General features: G+C 72.2%; 13 protein-coding genes. 2 read left to right on the forward strand and 11 right to left on the reverse strand.

The window, feature by feature from the left end:
• Nucleotides 1-6: 6 nt before the first annotated feature.
• The 9 genes from fabG to ABZ714_RS10845 form a co-directional block, all read right to left on the reverse strand.
• Complete coding sequence (gene fabG / locus ABZ714_RS10805; protein WP_358824835.1) at nt 7-726, reverse strand: 3-oxoacyl-ACP reductase FabG; 720 nt, start codon at nt 724-726, stop codon at nt 7-9.
• Nucleotides 727-779: 53 nt separating this feature from the next.
• The gene (locus ABZ714_RS10810) at nt 780-1,862 is read right to left on the reverse strand and encodes a branched-chain amino acid aminotransferase (protein ID WP_358824836.1); all 1,083 of its coding nucleotides are present in this window, start codon (nt 1,860-1,862) and stop codon (nt 780-782) included.
• A 39-nt stretch (nt 1,863-1,901) separates the two neighbouring features.
• Nucleotides 1,902-3,497: an acyl-CoA carboxylase subunit beta gene (locus tag ABZ714_RS10815; protein ID WP_358824837.1), complete on the reverse strand. Its 1,596-nt coding sequence runs from the start codon at nt 3,495-3,497 to the stop codon at nt 1,902-1,904.
• 91 nt (nt 3,498-3,588) lie between these two features.
• Complete coding sequence (locus ABZ714_RS10820) at nt 3,589-4,509, reverse strand: fumarylacetoacetate hydrolase family protein (protein WP_358824838.1); 921 nt, start codon at nt 4,507-4,509, stop codon at nt 3,589-3,591.
• A gap of 1 nt (nt 4,510) precedes the next feature.
• A complete protein-coding gene (locus ABZ714_RS10825; protein ID WP_358824839.1) occupies nt 4,511-4,933 on the reverse strand; it encodes a thioesterase family protein in 423 nt (140 codons plus the stop codon).
• A gap of 5 nt (nt 4,934-4,938) precedes the next feature.
• Complete coding sequence (locus ABZ714_RS10830; RefSeq protein ID WP_358824840.1) at nt 4,939-6,801, reverse strand: acyl-CoA dehydrogenase; 1,863 nt, start codon at nt 6,799-6,801, stop codon at nt 4,939-4,941.
• 121 nt (nt 6,802-6,922) lie between these two features.
• Nucleotides 6,923-8,143, reverse strand: a complete 1,221-nt coding sequence (locus tag ABZ714_RS10835; RefSeq protein ID WP_358824841.1) for a beta-ketoacyl-ACP synthase II — start codon at nt 8,141-8,143, stop codon at nt 6,923-6,925.
• A complete protein-coding gene (locus ABZ714_RS10840; protein WP_358824842.1) occupies nt 8,140-8,382 on the reverse strand; it encodes an acyl carrier protein in 243 nt (80 codons plus the stop codon). Before ABZ714_RS10840 ends, ABZ714_RS10835 begins: the two co-directional genes overlap by 4 nt.
• A gap of 82 nt (nt 8,383-8,464) precedes the next feature.
• Nucleotides 8,465-9,484, reverse strand: coding sequence for a beta-ketoacyl-ACP synthase III (locus ABZ714_RS10845; protein WP_358824843.1), 1,020 nt, complete (start codon nt 9,482-9,484; stop codon nt 8,465-8,467).
• Nucleotides 9,485-9,666: 182 nt separating this feature from the next.
• Here ABZ714_RS10845 and ABZ714_RS10850 point away from each other — a divergent pair, with 182 nt between their 5' ends.
• The gene (locus ABZ714_RS10850) at nt 9,667-11,043 is read left to right on the forward strand and encodes an FAD-linked oxidase C-terminal domain-containing protein (protein ID WP_358824844.1); all 1,377 of its coding nucleotides are present in this window, start codon (nt 9,667-9,669) and stop codon (nt 11,041-11,043) included.
• 229 nt (nt 11,044-11,272) lie between these two features.
• Here ABZ714_RS10850 and ABZ714_RS10855 read toward each other — a convergent pair whose 3' ends face one another.
• Together ABZ714_RS10855 and rpe are read right to left on the reverse strand one after the other, a co-directional pair.
• The gene (locus tag ABZ714_RS10855; RefSeq protein WP_358824904.1) at nt 11,273-12,253 is read right to left on the reverse strand and encodes a sugar-binding domain-containing protein; all 981 of its coding nucleotides are present in this window, start codon (nt 12,251-12,253) and stop codon (nt 11,273-11,275) included.
• A gap of 215 nt (nt 12,254-12,468) precedes the next feature.
• A complete protein-coding gene (gene rpe / locus ABZ714_RS10860) occupies nt 12,469-13,164 on the reverse strand; it encodes a ribulose-phosphate 3-epimerase (protein ID WP_358824845.1) in 696 nt (231 codons plus the stop codon).
• Nucleotides 13,165-13,390: 226 nt separating this feature from the next.
• Between rpe and ABZ714_RS10865 the strand changes: the two genes are divergently transcribed.
• Nucleotides 13,391-15,133: an AIPR family protein gene (locus tag ABZ714_RS10865; RefSeq protein WP_358824846.1), complete on the forward strand. Its 1,743-nt coding sequence runs from the start codon at nt 13,391-13,393 to the stop codon at nt 15,131-15,133.
• Nucleotides 15,134-15,144 lie beyond the last annotated feature (11 nt).

Consider the following 15,144-nt stretch of genomic DNA (forward strand, 5'->3'; position numbering starts at 1 on the left):
CCGGCTTCAGTGCCCCATACTCCAGCCGCCGTCCACCGGCAGGACGGCCCCGGTGATGGCGGCGGCCTCCGGGGAGGCGAGGAACCTGACCGCCGCCGCCACCTCCGCGGGCTCCGTGCCGCGCCCCACGGGCACCCCGCTCAGTACGGCCGTACGCCGCTTCGCGTCGAGGTCCTTGGTCATATCCGTATCGACCAGGCCCGGTGCCACCACATTGCAGGTGACGCCCCGGGCGCCCAGCTCCCGGGCGACGGACCGGGCCAGGCCGACCAGACTCGCCTTCGACGCCGCGTAGTTGGTCTGCCCGGCCGCGCCCAGCAGTCCGACCGCCGACGAGATCAGGACGATCCGGCCCCACCGGGCGTCGACCATCTCCTCCGCGGCCCGTCTGACCACCCGGAAGACACCGGTCGCGTTGGTGTCCATCACATCCGTGAAGTCCTTCTCGGCCATCCGCAGCAGCAGCCGGTCCCGGGTGATGCCCGCGTTGGCCACCAGCACCTCGACCGGGCCGTGCGCCGCCTCCACCTCCTTGAACGCCCGGTCCACCCGCTCGGAGTCGGTGACGTCGCAGGTGACGGCGAGGCAGCCGAGGTCGGTCGCGGCCCGGGGCGGTTCACCGGTGCGGTAGGTCAGCGCGACCTTGTCGCCGGCCCGCGCGAAGGCGCACGCCACCGCGAGGCCGATCCCCCGGTTCCCGCCGGTCACGAGGACGGAACGGCTCATGTCTTCCCTCACCCTTCTGCGCTTTCGGTGGACCCCGACCCGGCGGACGCCGGTCAGGCGATCTTGTGGACCCAGCCGAACGGGTCCGGTCGTGAACCGTCCTGGATCCCCGCGAGCTCGGCGCGCAGCCGCTCGGTGACCGGTCCCGGCGTACCGCCGCCGATCGTCCAGTCGCCGTCCGCGCTCCGGACGAAGCCGACCGGGGTGATCATCGACGAGGTGCCGCAGGAGAACACCTCGGTGAGCGCCCCGGACTCGGCGTCGGCGCGCCACCGTTCGACACTGATCCGCCCCTCCTCGGCCCGGTGGCCGAGCTGGGTCATCAGGGCGAGGACCGAGTCCCGGGTGACGCCCGCCAGCAGGGTCCCGGACAGCTCCGGCGTCACCAGCCGGTCGCCGTAGACGAAGAAGAGGTTGCTGGTGCCCATCTCGTCCACCCAGCGGCGTTCCGCCGAGTCCAGCCAGACCACCTGGTCGCAGCCCATCTCCCCGGCCTGCGCCTGCGCGACCAGCGTGCCCGCGTAGTTGCCGCCGCACTTGGCCTCGCCGGTGCCGCCGGGGGCCGCCCGGGTGTAGTCCCGGGAGAGCCATACGGTGAGCGGCTTCGCCCCGGCCGTGAAGTAGGCGGCCGCGGGTGAGGCGATCACCATGAACCGGTAGGAGCGGGAAGGGCCGTAGAAGCCGATGGTGGGCTGGGTGGCGATCATGAAGGGGCGCAGATAGAGGCTGCACCCGGGCCGGTCCGGGACCCAGTCGCGGTCGGCGCCGACCAGCAGTTCGAGGGCCTCGACGAAGGTCTCCTCGGGCAGCGGCGGCATCGCCATCCGGGCGCACGAGCGGTTCAGCCGGGCCGCGTTGGCGTAGGGCCGGAAGGTCACCACCGTGCCGTCGGGGCGGCGGTACGCCTTCATGCCCTCGAAGACCTCCTGGCCGTAGTGGAACACCTGGGCCGACGGGTCGAGCACCAGCGGCCCGTACGGATGCAGCCGGGCGTCGTGCCAGCCCCGGTCCCGGGACCAGTCGATGCTGATCATGTGGTCGGTGAACACCTCGCCGAAGGCGGGTGACTCCATCAGTGCCGCCCGCTCGGCGACCGGCCTGCGGACGGCGGGCTCGGTGGTGAAGGTGATCGTCATGGGTGCGCTCCGGGGCAGGGATTCACGGGGTTTCTCGGTTCACAGGGGGATGTTGGCGTGTTTGCGGTTCGGCTGGTCCGCGTGTTTGGTCCGCAGCATCCGGAAGGCGCGGACGAGCAGCGACCGGGTCCCGGCGGGGTCGATCACATCGTCGACGAGGCCGCGCTCGGCCGCGTAGTAGGGATGCATCAGCTCGGACCGGTACTCCTTGACGAGCTGGACCCGCAGGGTCTCCGGGGCGTCGGCCTCGGCGATCCGCTTGCGGAAGATGACGTTCGCGGCGCCCTCCGCGCCCATCACGGCGATCTCGTTGGTCGGCCAGGCGTAGGAGAGGTCGGCGCCGATCGAGCGGGAGTCCATCACGATGTACGCGCCGCCGTACGCCTTGCGCAGGATCAGCTGGACCCGTGGCACCGTGGCCTCGCAGTAGGCGTACAGCAGTTTGGCCCCGTGGCGGATCACCCCGTCGTGCTCCTGGTCGACGCCGGGCAGGAAGCCCGGTACGTCGACCAGGGACAGCAGGGGGACGTTGAAGGCGTCGCAGGTCCGGACGAACCGGGCGGCCTTCTCACTGGCCTTGATGTCGAGCACCCCGGCCAGGGCGAGCGGCTGGTTGGCGACGATGCCCACCACCTGGCCGCCGAGCCGGGCCAGTCCGCAGACGACATTGCGGGCCCAGCCCTCGTGCACCTCCAGGAAGTCGCCGTGGTCGACGATCTCCTCGATCACCCGGCGGATGTCGTACGGCAGCCTGCCCTCGGCCGGGACCAGGCCGAGGAGGGCGTCGTTGCGCCGGTCCTCGGGGTCGGCGCACGGCACGGCCACCGGGTTCTCCCGGTTGTTGGACGGCAGCAGGGACAGCAGGTACCTGACCTCGCCGAGACAGGTCCACTCGTCCTCGTAGACGAAGTGCGCGACCCCCGACACCTGTGCGTGGACGTCGGCGCCGCCGAGCCCCTCCTGGCTGACCTCCTCGCCGGTGACGGTCTTCACCACATCGGGTCCGGTGATGAACATCTGCGAGGTGCCGCGGACCATGAAGATGAAGTCGGTCAGGGCGGGGGAATAGGCCGAGCCGCCCGCGCACGGGCCGAGGATCACCGAGATCTGCGGGATCACCCCGGAGGCCCGCACATTGCGGCGGAAGATGCCGCCGTACCCGGCCAGGGCCGAGACGCCTTCCTGGATACGGGCCCCGGCGCCGTCGTTGAGCGAGACCAGGGGGGCACCGGCCGCGATGGCCATGTCCATCACCTTCTGGATCTTCTCGGCGTGCGCCTCGCCGAGCGCCCCGCCGAAGATCCGGAAGTCGTGCGCGTAGACGAACACGGTCCGGCCCTCGACCGTCCCCCAGCCCGCGATCACACCGTCCGTGTGCGGTCTGCGGTTCTCGATGCCGAAGCCGACCGCGCGATGTCTGCGCAGTTGCTCGATCTCGTTGAACGACCCGGCGTCCAGCAGTACGTCGATCCGTTCGCGGGCGGTCAGTTTGCCCTTGGCGTGCTGGGTCCGGGTCGCCTGCTCGCTCGGGCCTTCGCACGCCGCCTCCCTGGTCGCGTGGAGGTCGGCCACCCGCGCCCGGATACCGGTACGCGTGTCCGGCGGCTGCTCCGTGGACTCCTGCTGGACGGTCATCCGTTCCCTCTCCTTCCGGGGTCCACGCGCCCACCGGCGCCGTGGCCGACGGGGCCGTGGCGGTGCGGACCGCGCCGGGGCGGGGGCCCGGTCACGACCGGGTCCGTACGGGCTCGGCGGGCGGGCCGGGGAACGCCGACCCGGTGCCGTCCGGGACCGCCGCCCGGCACCGCTGCCGCTGCGCTCCCAGACCCGACACCTCCGCCTCCACCACGTCACCGGCCCGCAGATAGGGCTGGTCGGGGCGGCCCAGCGCGACACCGCCGGGCGTCCCGGTCAGCACCACGTCACCGGGGTGCAGCACCATGAAACGGCTCAGATACCAGAGCAGATGGGACACCTCGAAGACCATGTCGGCGGTCGACCCGTCCTGCATCGTCCGGCCGTTGACCCGGCAGGTCAGCCGCAGCCGGCCGGGGTCGCCCACCTCGTCCGGGGTGACCAGGTACGGACCCAGCGGGCCGAACGACTCGAAGGACTTGCCCTTCACCCACTGCCCGCCGCGTTCCAGCAGCCAGCTCCGCTCCGACACGTCGTTGCCGGTGGCGTACCCCGCGATATGGCCCGTCGCGGCGGCCGGGTCCGGCAGGTACTGCGCGCGCCGGCCGATCACCACGGCCAGCTCGACCTCCCAGTCCGTCTTCTCACCGCCCGGCGGCAGCAGCAGATCGTCGTACGGTCCGACCAGGGTGCTCGGCGCCTTGCTGGCCACGATCGGCTCATCGGGCAGCGCCAGGCCCGCCTCCGCGGCGTGCGCCCGGTAGTTGAGCCCGATCGACAGCAGATGCCCGCCGGGGCGGACGGGCGGGCCGACCCGTTCGGCGGCCGGGTCGACCGCCGGGAGCCGGGCGGCCTCCCGGGCCAGCCGCGCCGCCGTCTCCCGCAGCGCTTCGGGGTCCAGGGCCGGCCCCGTCCAGTCCGGCAGCCAGGAGGACAGGTCCCGTACGACGCCGCCGGGGCCCACCGCGCAGGGCCGTTCCCGGCCCGGCGGCCCGATCCGCAGCAGCCGCATCTCAGCCGGCCGCCGGGGTCTGTTCGAGGTACTTCTCGAAGAACCGGAACTCCTCGTCGGTGAGCCGCCGGGGCCGTCCGGCCCGGTAGTCGAACGGCGCCATCACGGTCGTCGCGGTGGCGTACACGGTGTCGCCGTCGCGGACCACGCAGTCGATCGCCACCGTCGCCGACTGGAGGTCGGAGACCCACATCTCGATCTCCACCGGTTCGTGCCGGTGGACCAACTGGCCGCGGTAGCGGATCCGGTGCTCCACCACCACCGATCCGTCGCGGAAGAAGGCGTCGCCGTCGGTCGGCGCCATCCGGAAGACGAAGTCGACCCGCGCCTCCTCCAGATAGCGCAGGAAGGAGACGTTGTTGACGATGCCGTAGACGTCCATGTCGGACCAGCGGATCGGGCAGAAGTAGCGGTGTCTCCCCATGGCGCTCAGCTTCCCTCGGCGGCGTCGGCGGTACCGGCAGCGGCGGCGGGCGGGCCGAAGGCGCCGGTGCGCTCCTGGAAGGCGGTCACGTAGTCGTCGGCGGCGATCGGCGCCCGCAGCAGCTCCGGGGAGAGGTTGAAGCCGTCGATCAGGGCCTCGGTGTACGGCACCAGCCGGGCGCACAGCGCGTCGGCCTCCCGGGGCAGCCCTTCCACCTGCTCGGCGGTGAGCACACCGCGCGCCAGATACCAGCCGGAGTCCCGGCGCAGCTCGGTCAGCCCGTACAGCGCGGCCAGCAGGCCGAGCGCCGTCCGCGCGGTCTCGTCCGCGAGCGTGCCGACGGCGGCGGCGAGGCGTTCCAGCGCGATCCGTACGCCCCGGGCCCGGGCCATCTCCAGGCCGGTGTTGACGGTGCCGTTCCACGCCTCGAAGTACGTCCGGTCGCCGGTGTCGTCCGCCATGGCCGCGGCGGCCTCCCGGAGCAGCTCCGCCTCCCGGTGCCGTACCGCCGCCGCCAGGAACGCGGGGTCGCCCAGGTCCCGTCCGGCCGGGTCGGGGGCCGGGGCGGGCCCTGCGCCGTCGCCGTCGCCGTACCGCGCGATGATCTGCCCGGCGGTGGTGGCCAGCAGTACCTGGCTGTCGCCCTCGGCGGTGACCAGGCCCTGGAGCAGCGACCCGTAGTCGGCGATCCGGTTGGCGCTGAAGATGCCCTGGGCGCCGCAGCGCTCCCGGCAGACGGCGATCACATCGGTCATCTCCCAGGTGGCGAGCGCCTTGGTGATGGAGATCAGATCGTTCAGCTCGGCGGGGACGGCGTCCGGCGGCACCGCCGTGAACTCCCGCTTGGCATGGTTGAGCAGCAGCGTCATCGCGTATGTCCGGGCGAGCGCGGTGTACAGCGCGAGCTGGTGGCTGCGGTACTCGATGACCGGCACGTCCTTGCGGCCGGGCGCGTTGGTGAGCCGCCGGGCCGCGAACCGGAGCGCGATGTACACACTCGCCCGGCCCGCGCCCGTCGCGGCGCTGGACACACAGAGCCGGCCGGGCAGGATGCGGTTCATCGCGCGCAGGAACCGCTTCCGCTGATTGCCGGACGCCGGGCGGAACACACCGTCGTCGCCGAAGCCGCCCATGTCGCCGTGGAGGAGCTGGCGGCGCGGGACGCGGACGTGATCGAACCAGGTGAGGCCGTTGTCGAGGCCCTGTACGGGCTTCTCCGGGCACGGCGCCGCGTGGACGCCCTCGCAGAGTCCGTTCCCGTCGCTGATCCGGACGAGGAAGGGGTAGACACCGTGGTCCTTGCCGTCCGCCTGGAGCCGGGCCATCACCACGGCGAGCTTGGGTACGTCCCGGAACCCGCTGTAGGACATGTGCTTCTGCGCCAGGGCGTCGGGCGTGTTGAGGACGAAGGTCTCGGTGGCGGGGTCGTAGACGGCCTCGGTGCGCAGGGCGGCCACGTTGTTGCCGTAGCCCAGTTCGGTGGCCATGTACGGGCTGAAGGAGTCCAGCCGGTCCAGTTCGTCGCAGAGGTCCTTCAGGTCCTCCCGGTCGCCGTGCTCCAGGACGGTGCCGAAGGCCAGGTTGTAGTGGACCATCAGCAGCGAGAACGTGGAGACGTCCACCAGCGACGGCCACTCGGCCAGGGCGAACAGCCGCCATGGGTCGGCCAGGATCTCCCGGGGGCGTTCCAGTCCGGCGTGTACGGCTCTCGACCGTTCGTAGGCCAGTTTCCCGGCCTCGTTCATGGTCAGCCCCTCACGGGGGTCGAAGACGGGGTCGAGCAGCAGTTCGCGCAGGTCCTGGTGCGTCTGCTCGTACCTGCCGTCGAAGAGCAGCCGGGACAGCCCGGCGGAGGCCGACGAGGTCATGGGTGGGTCCTTTCCCGCGGCTGTGCCTCTCGCGGTGGGGTGTCGGGGGGACCGGCGGAGGGTGCCGCCGCGACCGGGCGGGGCCCGGAACGGGGGTCGGAACGGGCCGGGCCGGAGCCGGTCAGGCCGGGGCGATCAGCAGGGCCGCGTTCTGGCCGCCGAAGCCGAACGAGTTGCTCAGGGCCACCTCGACCCGGGCCCGGCGCGCCGCGCCGTGTACGACGTCCACCTCCACCCGCGGATCGACATCGGTGGTGCTCGCGGACGGCGGGATCACCCCGTGGTGCACGGTGAGCGCCGCGAACGCGGCCTCGATCGAACCGGCCGCGCCCAGCGGATGCCCGGTGACGCCCTTGGTGGAGCTCACCAGCGCGTCGGGGCCCGCCACCCGGTTGATCACGCCCGCCTCGATGACGTCGTTGAGCGGCGTCGAGGTGCCGTGCGCGTTGACGTAGTCGATGTCCCGGCCGGTCAGCCCGGCGTCCGCGAGCGCCGCCCGGACCGCCAGCTCGGCGCCCTTGCCCTCCGGGTGCGGGGACGTCACATGGTGCGCGTCCGCGGAGGCTCCGTACCCGATGATCCGGGCCACCGGCCGTACGCCGCGGGCCCGCGCGTGCTCCTCGGACTCCAGTACGACGACTCCGGCGCCCTCACCGAGTACGAACCCGTCCCGGGCCGCGTCGAAGGGACGCGAGGCGGTCGACGGGTCGTCGAGCCGCCGGGACAGCGCCCGCATCCGCGCGAACGAGGAGACGTACAGCGGGGTGATGGGCGCCTCGGCGCCACCGGCCACCACGATGTCGGCGAGACCCGACCTGATCAGCTCACGGCCCAGGCCGATCGCGCTGGCCCCGGCCGCGCACGCCGTACAGGGCGCCGAGCACGGGCCGTTGGCCCCGATGTCGATCGCCACCTGGCCCGCGGCCATGTTGAGCAGCCCCATCGGAAGGGTCATGGCGGAGATCTCCTCCGGCCCCTCCTCCAGCAGGACCCGGTGCTGCGCCTCCAGTGTGGCGGTGCCGCCGGCGCCGGAGCCCAGGATCACCGCCACCCGTGAGCTGTCAGCCCACTCGCCCGGGACGAGCCCGGCCTGGTCCAGCGCCTCGCGGGTGGCGGCGACGGCGAACTGGGAGTAGCGGTCCCACTGCCAGGCGGCGCGCCCGAGGGAGGCCGGGGCGAAGTCGGGCACCCGGCAGGCCATGGTCACCGGCAGGCCGTCGAGGCCGGCGTGGTGCGCCGCCGTCGGCCGGCCCTCGACCACGCGGTCCCAGCTCTCCTTGACGCCGATCCCGGCGGGGGTCACCAACCCGATGCCGGTGACGGCGGTCGCGAAGCCGGTCATCGGACCGAGGCGCCCCTCTGCTCGACCAGGGCGGTGATATCGGAGACCGTGGCGAGCTCGGACAGCTCCTCGTCGCTGATCACGACGCCCAGCCGCTTCTTGAGGGCGGTGGCGAGTTCGAGCTGCGACAGGGAGTCGAGACCGAGGTCGTCGAAGGTGGCCTCGGGCACCACCGCCTCGGCGTCCAGACCGAAGCGGGCGACGACGACCTCGACGACGGAGTCGTGGGCTGCACTCATGATGTCTCCTCCTGGAGGCTGGCAGGCTGTGGGGGGGTGGGGCGGCGGAGCGGAAACGGGTGGAGAGGGGGAACGGGCGGCGTCAGTCGACGGGATCCGCCTGGATCTCCGGCCAGACGAGGGTGGTCGAGCCCCAGGACAGACCGGCGCCGAAGGCGGAGAGCAGGACTCGCTGGCCCGCCTTCAGTTCGCCGCGGGCGGCGTAGTCGTTCAGCAGCAGGGGTACGGACGCGGCCAGGGTGTTGCCGACCCGGTCGATGTTGACCGCGACCTTCTCCCCGGGCAGCTCCAGCTCCTCCGCGACCGCGTTCACGATCCGCACATTGGCCTGGTGGCCGACGAACCAGTCGACGTCCGCCACGGACCAGTCGGCGCGCTTGAGGGCCGCCGCCGCCGACTGCGTCATCCGCTCGACGGCCTGGGTGTAGAGGGGGCGGCCCTCCATCCGCAGATACCAGTCGCCCGTGGGCACCGTGCCGTGCCCGAGGCCGCCGTCGGCGGAGCGCTGCCGGGAACCGCCCGCCGGAATGGCCAGCAGATCGGCGAGCGCGCCGTCGCTGCCGAGGTCGAACGGGCCCAGCGCACCGGGTTCGTCCGGTCCGCCCCGGCCCAGGACGACCGCGCCCGCGCCGTCGCCGAAGATCGGCGCGGTGGACCGGTCCGCCGGGTCCACCAAGGTGGTGAACGCCTCCGATCCGATGAAGAGCACGGTATCGGCGGTACCGGCGGCGATCAGGCCGGACGCGGTGGCGAGCCCGTACAGGAATCCGCTGCACGCCGAGGTCAGATCGAACGCGGCCAGCGTTCCCAGACCGAGCCGCGCGGCCACCGCGGGCGCCACCGCCGGGCAGATCCGCTCGGGCGAGGTGGTGGCCACGACCACGGCGTCCACCGCGGCCGTACCGGCCGACCGCAGGGCCCGCTCACCGGCCGCCACGGCCATGCTCCCCGTCGACAGGCCCCCGGAGACGAACCGCCGCTCCCGGATGCCCGTCCTGGTACGGATCCACTCGTCCGTGGTGTCCAGGGTGCGGGAGAGGTCGTCGTTCGTGACCGTCAGGGGCGGGAGAAAACCGCCGATTCCCCTCAGCACTGCCGTCATCGACTCACCCTCCTGAGGACCGCTGACCCGGCCCCGACCTGACGTGGACACGGCTTGGACCTGACGACGAGCAAGGCTGCCCGAAGCGCCGAGGGCCGTTCAATTGGCCGTTGGTACAGGGCGTTGTGCCTGTACCAACGGCCAATTGAACGACCGCCGCCCCGGCTGCCAACCTCGCCGGGGTGACCACGACACCCACTGATCTCGCAGGGCTCCTCCCGGCCGGACGGGTGATCACCGACCCGTCCCGGGTGGCGTCCTTCGCCCATGACGAAGCGGCGGGCGCGCCCTACGCGCTCCCGGCCGCCGTGGTGCGGCCCCACGACACCGCCGAGGTGGCGGCCGTGGTGGCGCACTGCGCGGAACACGGCATCCCGGTGGTGGCCCGCGGGGCGGGCACCGGCCTGTCCGGCGGCGCCAACGCGGTCGAGGGCGGGGTGGTGGTCTGCTTCTCGGCGATGGACCGGGTCCTGCGGATCGACCCGGACGAACGGCTGGCCGTCGTGCAGCCCGGTGTCGTCAACGAGGACCTGCGGACCGCGTGTGCCGCCAAGGGCCTCTGGTACCCGCCGGATCCGGCCAGCGCCCCCTGGTCCACCATCGGCGGGAACGTCGCCACCAACGCGGGCGGACTGTGCTGTGTGAAGTACGGCGTCACCCGGGACTACGTGCTGGGCCTGGAGGTGGTCACCGGCCGCGGTGACGTGGTCCGGCTGGGACGGCGTACCGCCAAGAGTTCGGCCGGTTACGAACTCGCCGGGCTGCTGGTCGGTTCGGAGGGCACCCTGGGCCTGGTCACCGAGGTCACGGTACGGCTGCGGGGCGAGCGCGCCCGGGAGCAGACCGTCGTGGGCTACTTCGCCGACCTGCCGAGCGCCGGCACGGCCGTCGCCCGGGTGGTGGCCTCCGGGGTGGTCCCGAGCGCCCTGGAGCTGGTGGACCGGTTCTCCCTGCGGGCCGTCGACGAGTGGAAGAACATGGGCCTCACCGACGGCGGCGACGTCCTGCTGCTGGCCCGCTGCGACGCGCCCGGCGCGGCGGGCGCCCGGGAGGCGGACACCGTACTGGCCTGTTTCGAGTCGGCCGGTGCGACCTGGAGCGCGCGGTCCGGCGACCCGGCCGAGGGAGACGCCCTGTTCGCCGCCCGGCGGCTGGTCTACCCGGCGCTGGAGCGCCTGGGCCTGGTCCTCAGTGAGGACGTCTGCGTCCCCCGCACCCTCCTGCCCGAGATGCTCGGCCGGCTGGAGGACATCGCCGCCCGGCACGGCGTACGGATCGCCACCCTGGCCCACGCCGGGGACGGCAATCTGCATCCGATGCTGGTCGTACCGCGCGGCGACGAGCGGGAGCTGGCCCGCTGCCGCGAGGTCTTCGAAGAGGTCGTCGACCAGGCGCTCGCACTGGGCGGCACGGTCACCGGCGAGCACGGCGTGGGCCTGCTGAAGCGGCGCGGCCTGGCCGACGAACTGGGCCCGGCGGTGCTGGACCTGCACCGGGACATCAAGCGGGTGTGGGATCCGGCGGGCATCCTCAACCCGGGCAAGGTCTTCACCGGCTGACGCCGAGGGTGCCCCGGGCCGATCCGGCGGCCGTCACGACCGCCCCCGGAGGGCATCGCGCGAACGAACACCCCGGGCGGCTACGGACACCTGCCGCACACGCCCGGTACGGCGGCGGGCGCGGGCCGGGAGGACCCGGGCCGGGCGGCCCCGGGAGAGCCGGGACCGCGCCGCCCGGAGAGCAAGAAACGTTTCCCCCGGGAGGGGCGGCCCGCCCGGGGGTATCGCGTCACTCGTCGGGGTCGGCCCGCTCCAGGGCCGGGCGCAGACCCGGCGGCGAGTTCAGCAGCAGATCGGCCGCCGCCGTGTCCGTGACGAGGCTGGTGACCAGACCGGAGCGGAGGACCGCCCCGATCGCCTCGGCCTTGCGCACTCCCCCGGCGATGGCGACCACCTCGGGGATCCGCCGCAGCCGGTCCGCCTCGACCGTGATGCACCGCTCGCCCAGATCGCGGCCGACCCGGCGGCCGTCGCGGTCGAAGAGGTGGGCGGACATCTCCGCCGCGACGCCGTAGGAGGCGTAGCGGGCCCGCTCCTCGTCGGTGAGCATGTCGTGGACGGTGGAGATGCCCGCCTCCCACGACCCGATGGAGACCGCGGCCACCGTGACCTTGTCGAAGTAGTCGAAGGCCCGGGCGATCCCGGTCTGGTGCCGCAGCGCCGCGGCCGTCGCGGCGTCCGGCAGCAGCATCGGCGCGTAGATGGGGTGGGCGTCGCCGCCCGACACCTGGGCGGCCCGCCGGACCGCCTCCACCGAGCCGCGTTCCGCGGTCCCCGCGTCGTACACCCCGGTGAGCTGGACGACCGTACACGGCGGCAGCCGGTCGAGGGCCGCCGCCATATGGATGGTCGACCGGCCCCAGGCCAGGCCCAGTACGTCCCCCTCGGCCACCAGCTCGCCCAGCAGATCCGCGGCCACCTCGCCCAGGTTCTCCGGGTCGGGCGACTCGTCGGCCTCCGCCGGGGACTCGACGACCACCGCGTGCCGCAGTCCGAACCGGGCCCGCAGCGCGTCGGAGCGCTCGGCGTCCAGCTCGGCCGGGACCCGGATCTCGATCCGTACGAGATCCCGCTCCAGCGCCGTCTCCAGGACCCTCGCGACCTTGAACCGGCTGACGCCGAACTCCTCCGCGATCTGGATCTTGGACTTGCCCTCCAGATAGAACCGGCGGGCCATCGCCGCCGCCTGTACGAGCTCCGCGGGTCCCATCCGCAGGGCGGACCGTCCCGCCGACCTAGCAGACACCGCGCTCTCCTCACTCCTGTTCCGGCTCCGGATCCGTCATCCTGTCAGATCCGGCGGTTGTGGATCAGCCCGGTCGGGCCGTGTTCATCTCCGTGTGGCCCGGCGGTCACCCAAGGTGACCCCGGGGCGCGCTCCGGACGGTCGCACGGCCGGTTCCGGCCGCGCGGCACCTCCTCCGGTCAGTGTGCGCAGGCCCGGCCCGCCGTGGCGATGGTCTGTTCGGCCTTTGCCCGCAGGCCCCGGACGGCGGCGGCCGGATCCTGGGCGCCGTAGACCGCCGATCCGGCGACGAAGACGTCCGCGCCCGCCTCGGCGCACCGCTCGATGGTCTCATCGGCGACCCCGCCGTCGATCTGGAGCCACAGGTCGAGACCGTGCTTGCCGATCAGCTCCCGGGTCCGGCGGATCTTGGGCAGCATGATGTCGAGGAACGCCTGGCCGCCGAAGCCGGGCTCCACGGTCATGATCAGCACCATGTCGAGCTCGGGGAGCAGATCCTCGTACGGCTCGATGGGGGTGGCGGGCTTCAGCGCCATGGAGGCGCGGGCGCCCTTGGCCCTGATCTCCCGGGCGAGCCGTACGGGCGCGGCGGCGGCCTCCGCGTGGAAGGTCACGGAACCGGCCCCGGCCTCCACGAACCGCGGCGCCCAGCGGTCCGGGTCCTCGATCATCAGATGGCAGTCGAGGGGGATGTCCGTGGCGCGGGCGAGGGACTCCACGACGGGGACGCCCAGGGTGAGGTTGGGCACGAAGTGGTTGTCCATCACATCGACATGGAGCCAGTCGGCGCCGCCGGGGCCCCCCACGGCCCCGGCCTCCTCCGCCAGTCGGGCGAAGTCGGCGGAGAGGATACTGGGATTGATCTGTACGGCCATGGGCCAAGCCTGCCACGTCCGGGCACGGTTCCCGGCCGCCGTCCGGTCTCCGGTACGCCTCGGGACGGGCCCGGGGCTCCGTCCCGTACGGCTTCCGCCGTCGGGGGGTACGGACACTCCCGGCGCGCTTCTCCGGACAGAACCGTGCGAAAGGTGTTCCCACCGCCCCACCGGCCTGCCACCATCGGTCCGTCATGGTGACCGACGGTGCGTGGGGGATCGCGGAATGACAGCGGCACAGAGCAATGACCAGCGTCTGCTCCACCGGATTCTGGAGGACCGGCACCGCACGCTGGCCCCCGAGAAGAGCCGGGACGACTTCTTCACCTACTTCGCCGCCGACAACGCCCTCCAGGACTGGGATCTCGACTACGACGAGATCATGGACGGGATCGTCGACGGGGCCCACGACTGCGGGATCGACGGCATCTGGACCTTTGTCGACGAACGCTTCATCACCGCCGACTCGCATCGGCGGCTGTCGACCAGGGCCAACAAGATCGAGCTGGTGATCCTGCAGGCGAAGAACACCTCGGGCTACCAGGAGTCGGTGATCGAGAAGCTCCACTTCCATCTGCCCGCCCTGCTGGACATGAGCCGGGACGAGGACGAGCTGGCGCCTCACACCAACGCCAAACTGCTCGACCGGACCTGGCGGTTCCTGCGGGTCCTGGAGGAACTGGCGTCCTCGTTCCCCAAGGTCCGGATCAAGGTCATCTACGCCAACAAGGCGGCGGAGGGGCCGCATCCCAATGTGAAGGCGAAGGGCGACCGGCTGCGCCGCGAGCTGGCCCCGCTGATCACCTCGGACACCGTGGTCGACCTGGAGTACCTCAACGCCGCCGATCTCCGCGAGCGGACCGCCCGGGGCGCCAAGGCGGTGGCCCAGCTGGTCTTCACCGAGACCCCGATGAGTACGTCCCTCGGCGAGGGCTATGTCTGCCTGGCCCGGCTGGACGAGTACTACCGCTTCATCACCTCCGACAACGAGGCGCTGCGGCTGGAGCTCTTCGAGTCCAACGTCCGGGACTACGCGGGCTCCACGATGGTGAACAACGCCATCGGCGAGACCCTGAAGTCCGGTACCGGTGAGGACTTCTGGTGGTTCAACAACGGGGTGACGATCGTCGCGGACGCCGCCCAGATCGCCGGGAAGCGGATCGTGGTCAAGGACCCGCAGATCGTCAACGGCCTCCAGACCAGCCACGAGGTCTACAGCTACTTCCAGCAGGGCGGACATCACCGGGACCGGTCCCTGCTGGTCAAGATAGTCGTGGCGCCCGAGTCGGGGACCGCCCGCGACCGGATCATCCGGGCCACCAACAGCCAGACCCAGCTGCCCGCCGGTGCCCTGCGGGCCACGGAGTCCATCCAGAAGGACATCGAGGAGAGCCTGGCGTACACGGGCGGCTACCGCTACGAACGCCGGGCCAGCCACTACCGCAATCTCGGGCTGCCCCTCGACCGGATCGTCACGATGGCCCGGCTGGCCCGGGAGTTCACCTCCTTCGTCCTGCGCGAACCGCATACGGCGCTGCGCCACTCCGACGAACTGCTGCTGAACGAGCAGTACTACGGCCAGATCTTCTCCACCCGGCACGATCTGGACATCTACCGGCTCTGCCTCGACGTCCACACCCGGCTGCGGGCCTTCCTCCAGGAGTACACGGCCGACCAGCCGCTGCTGGGCGACTCGCAGGAGAACTGGCTCTATCCGCTGGCGTCGATGTCGGCGTACACCCTCACCCGGCTGCGGCAGCCCACCGAGCGCGATCTGCTCAATATCGACCTCGAACATCTGGACGACGACCTGATGCGGCGGATGACGGGCGCGCTGGACACCGGCTTCAAGAGCGCCCTGCGGAACAGCAAGGCGAGCGGGGTGGACCGGATCGCCCGGACACCGGACTTCACCAGCAGGTTGCGGCAGTCCGTGGTCTCCCAGGCCCGGTTCCACATCCAGCACTGACCACGGGCGGC

The sequence above is a fragment of the Streptomyces sp. NPDC006798 genome, assembly GCF_040635975.1.
Taxonomy (GTDB): Bacteria; Actinomycetota; Actinomycetes; order Streptomycetales; family Streptomycetaceae; genus Streptomyces.

Excerpts from the sequence above, each read along its gene's own strand:
- fabG (WP_358824835.1), bottom strand. The coding sequence starts at position 726 with ATGAGCCGTTCCGTCCTCGTGACCGGCGGGAACCGGGGGATCGGCCTC.
- ABZ714_RS10810 (WP_358824836.1), bottom strand. The coding sequence starts at position 1,862 with ATGACGATCACCTTCACCACCGAGCCCGCCGTCCGCAGGCCGGTCGCC.
- ABZ714_RS10815 (WP_358824837.1), bottom strand. The coding sequence starts at position 3,497 with ATGACCGTCCAGCAGGAGTCCACGGAGCAGCCGCCGGACACGCGTACC.
- ABZ714_RS10820 (WP_358824838.1), bottom strand. The coding sequence starts at position 4,509 with ATGCGGCTGCTGCGGATCGGGCCGCCGGGCCGGGAACGGCCCTGCGCG.
- ABZ714_RS10825 (WP_358824839.1), bottom strand. The coding sequence starts at position 4,933 with ATGGGGAGACACCGCTACTTCTGCCCGATCCGCTGGTCCGACATGGAC.
- ABZ714_RS10830 (WP_358824840.1), bottom strand. The coding sequence starts at position 6,801 with ATGACCTCGTCGGCCTCCGCCGGGCTGTCCCGGCTGCTCTTCGACGGC.
- ABZ714_RS10835 (WP_358824841.1), bottom strand. The coding sequence starts at position 8,143 with ATGACCGGCTTCGCGACCGCCGTCACCGGCATCGGGTTGGTGACCCCC.
- ABZ714_RS10840 (WP_358824842.1), bottom strand. The coding sequence starts at position 8,382 with ATGAGTGCAGCCCACGACTCCGTCGTCGAGGTCGTCGTCGCCCGCTTC.
- ABZ714_RS10845 (WP_358824843.1), bottom strand. The coding sequence starts at position 9,484 with ATGACGGCAGTGCTGAGGGGAATCGGCGGTTTTCTCCCGCCCCTGACG.
- ABZ714_RS10855 (WP_358824904.1), bottom strand. The coding sequence starts at position 12,253 with ATGGGACCCGCGGAGCTCGTACAGGCGGCGGCGATGGCCCGCCGGTTC.
- rpe (WP_358824845.1), bottom strand. The coding sequence starts at position 13,164 with ATGGCCGTACAGATCAATCCCAGTATCCTCTCCGCCGACTTCGCCCGA.
- ABZ714_RS10865 (WP_358824846.1), top strand. The coding sequence starts at position 13,391 with ATGACAGCGGCACAGAGCAATGACCAGCGTCTGCTCCACCGGATTCTG.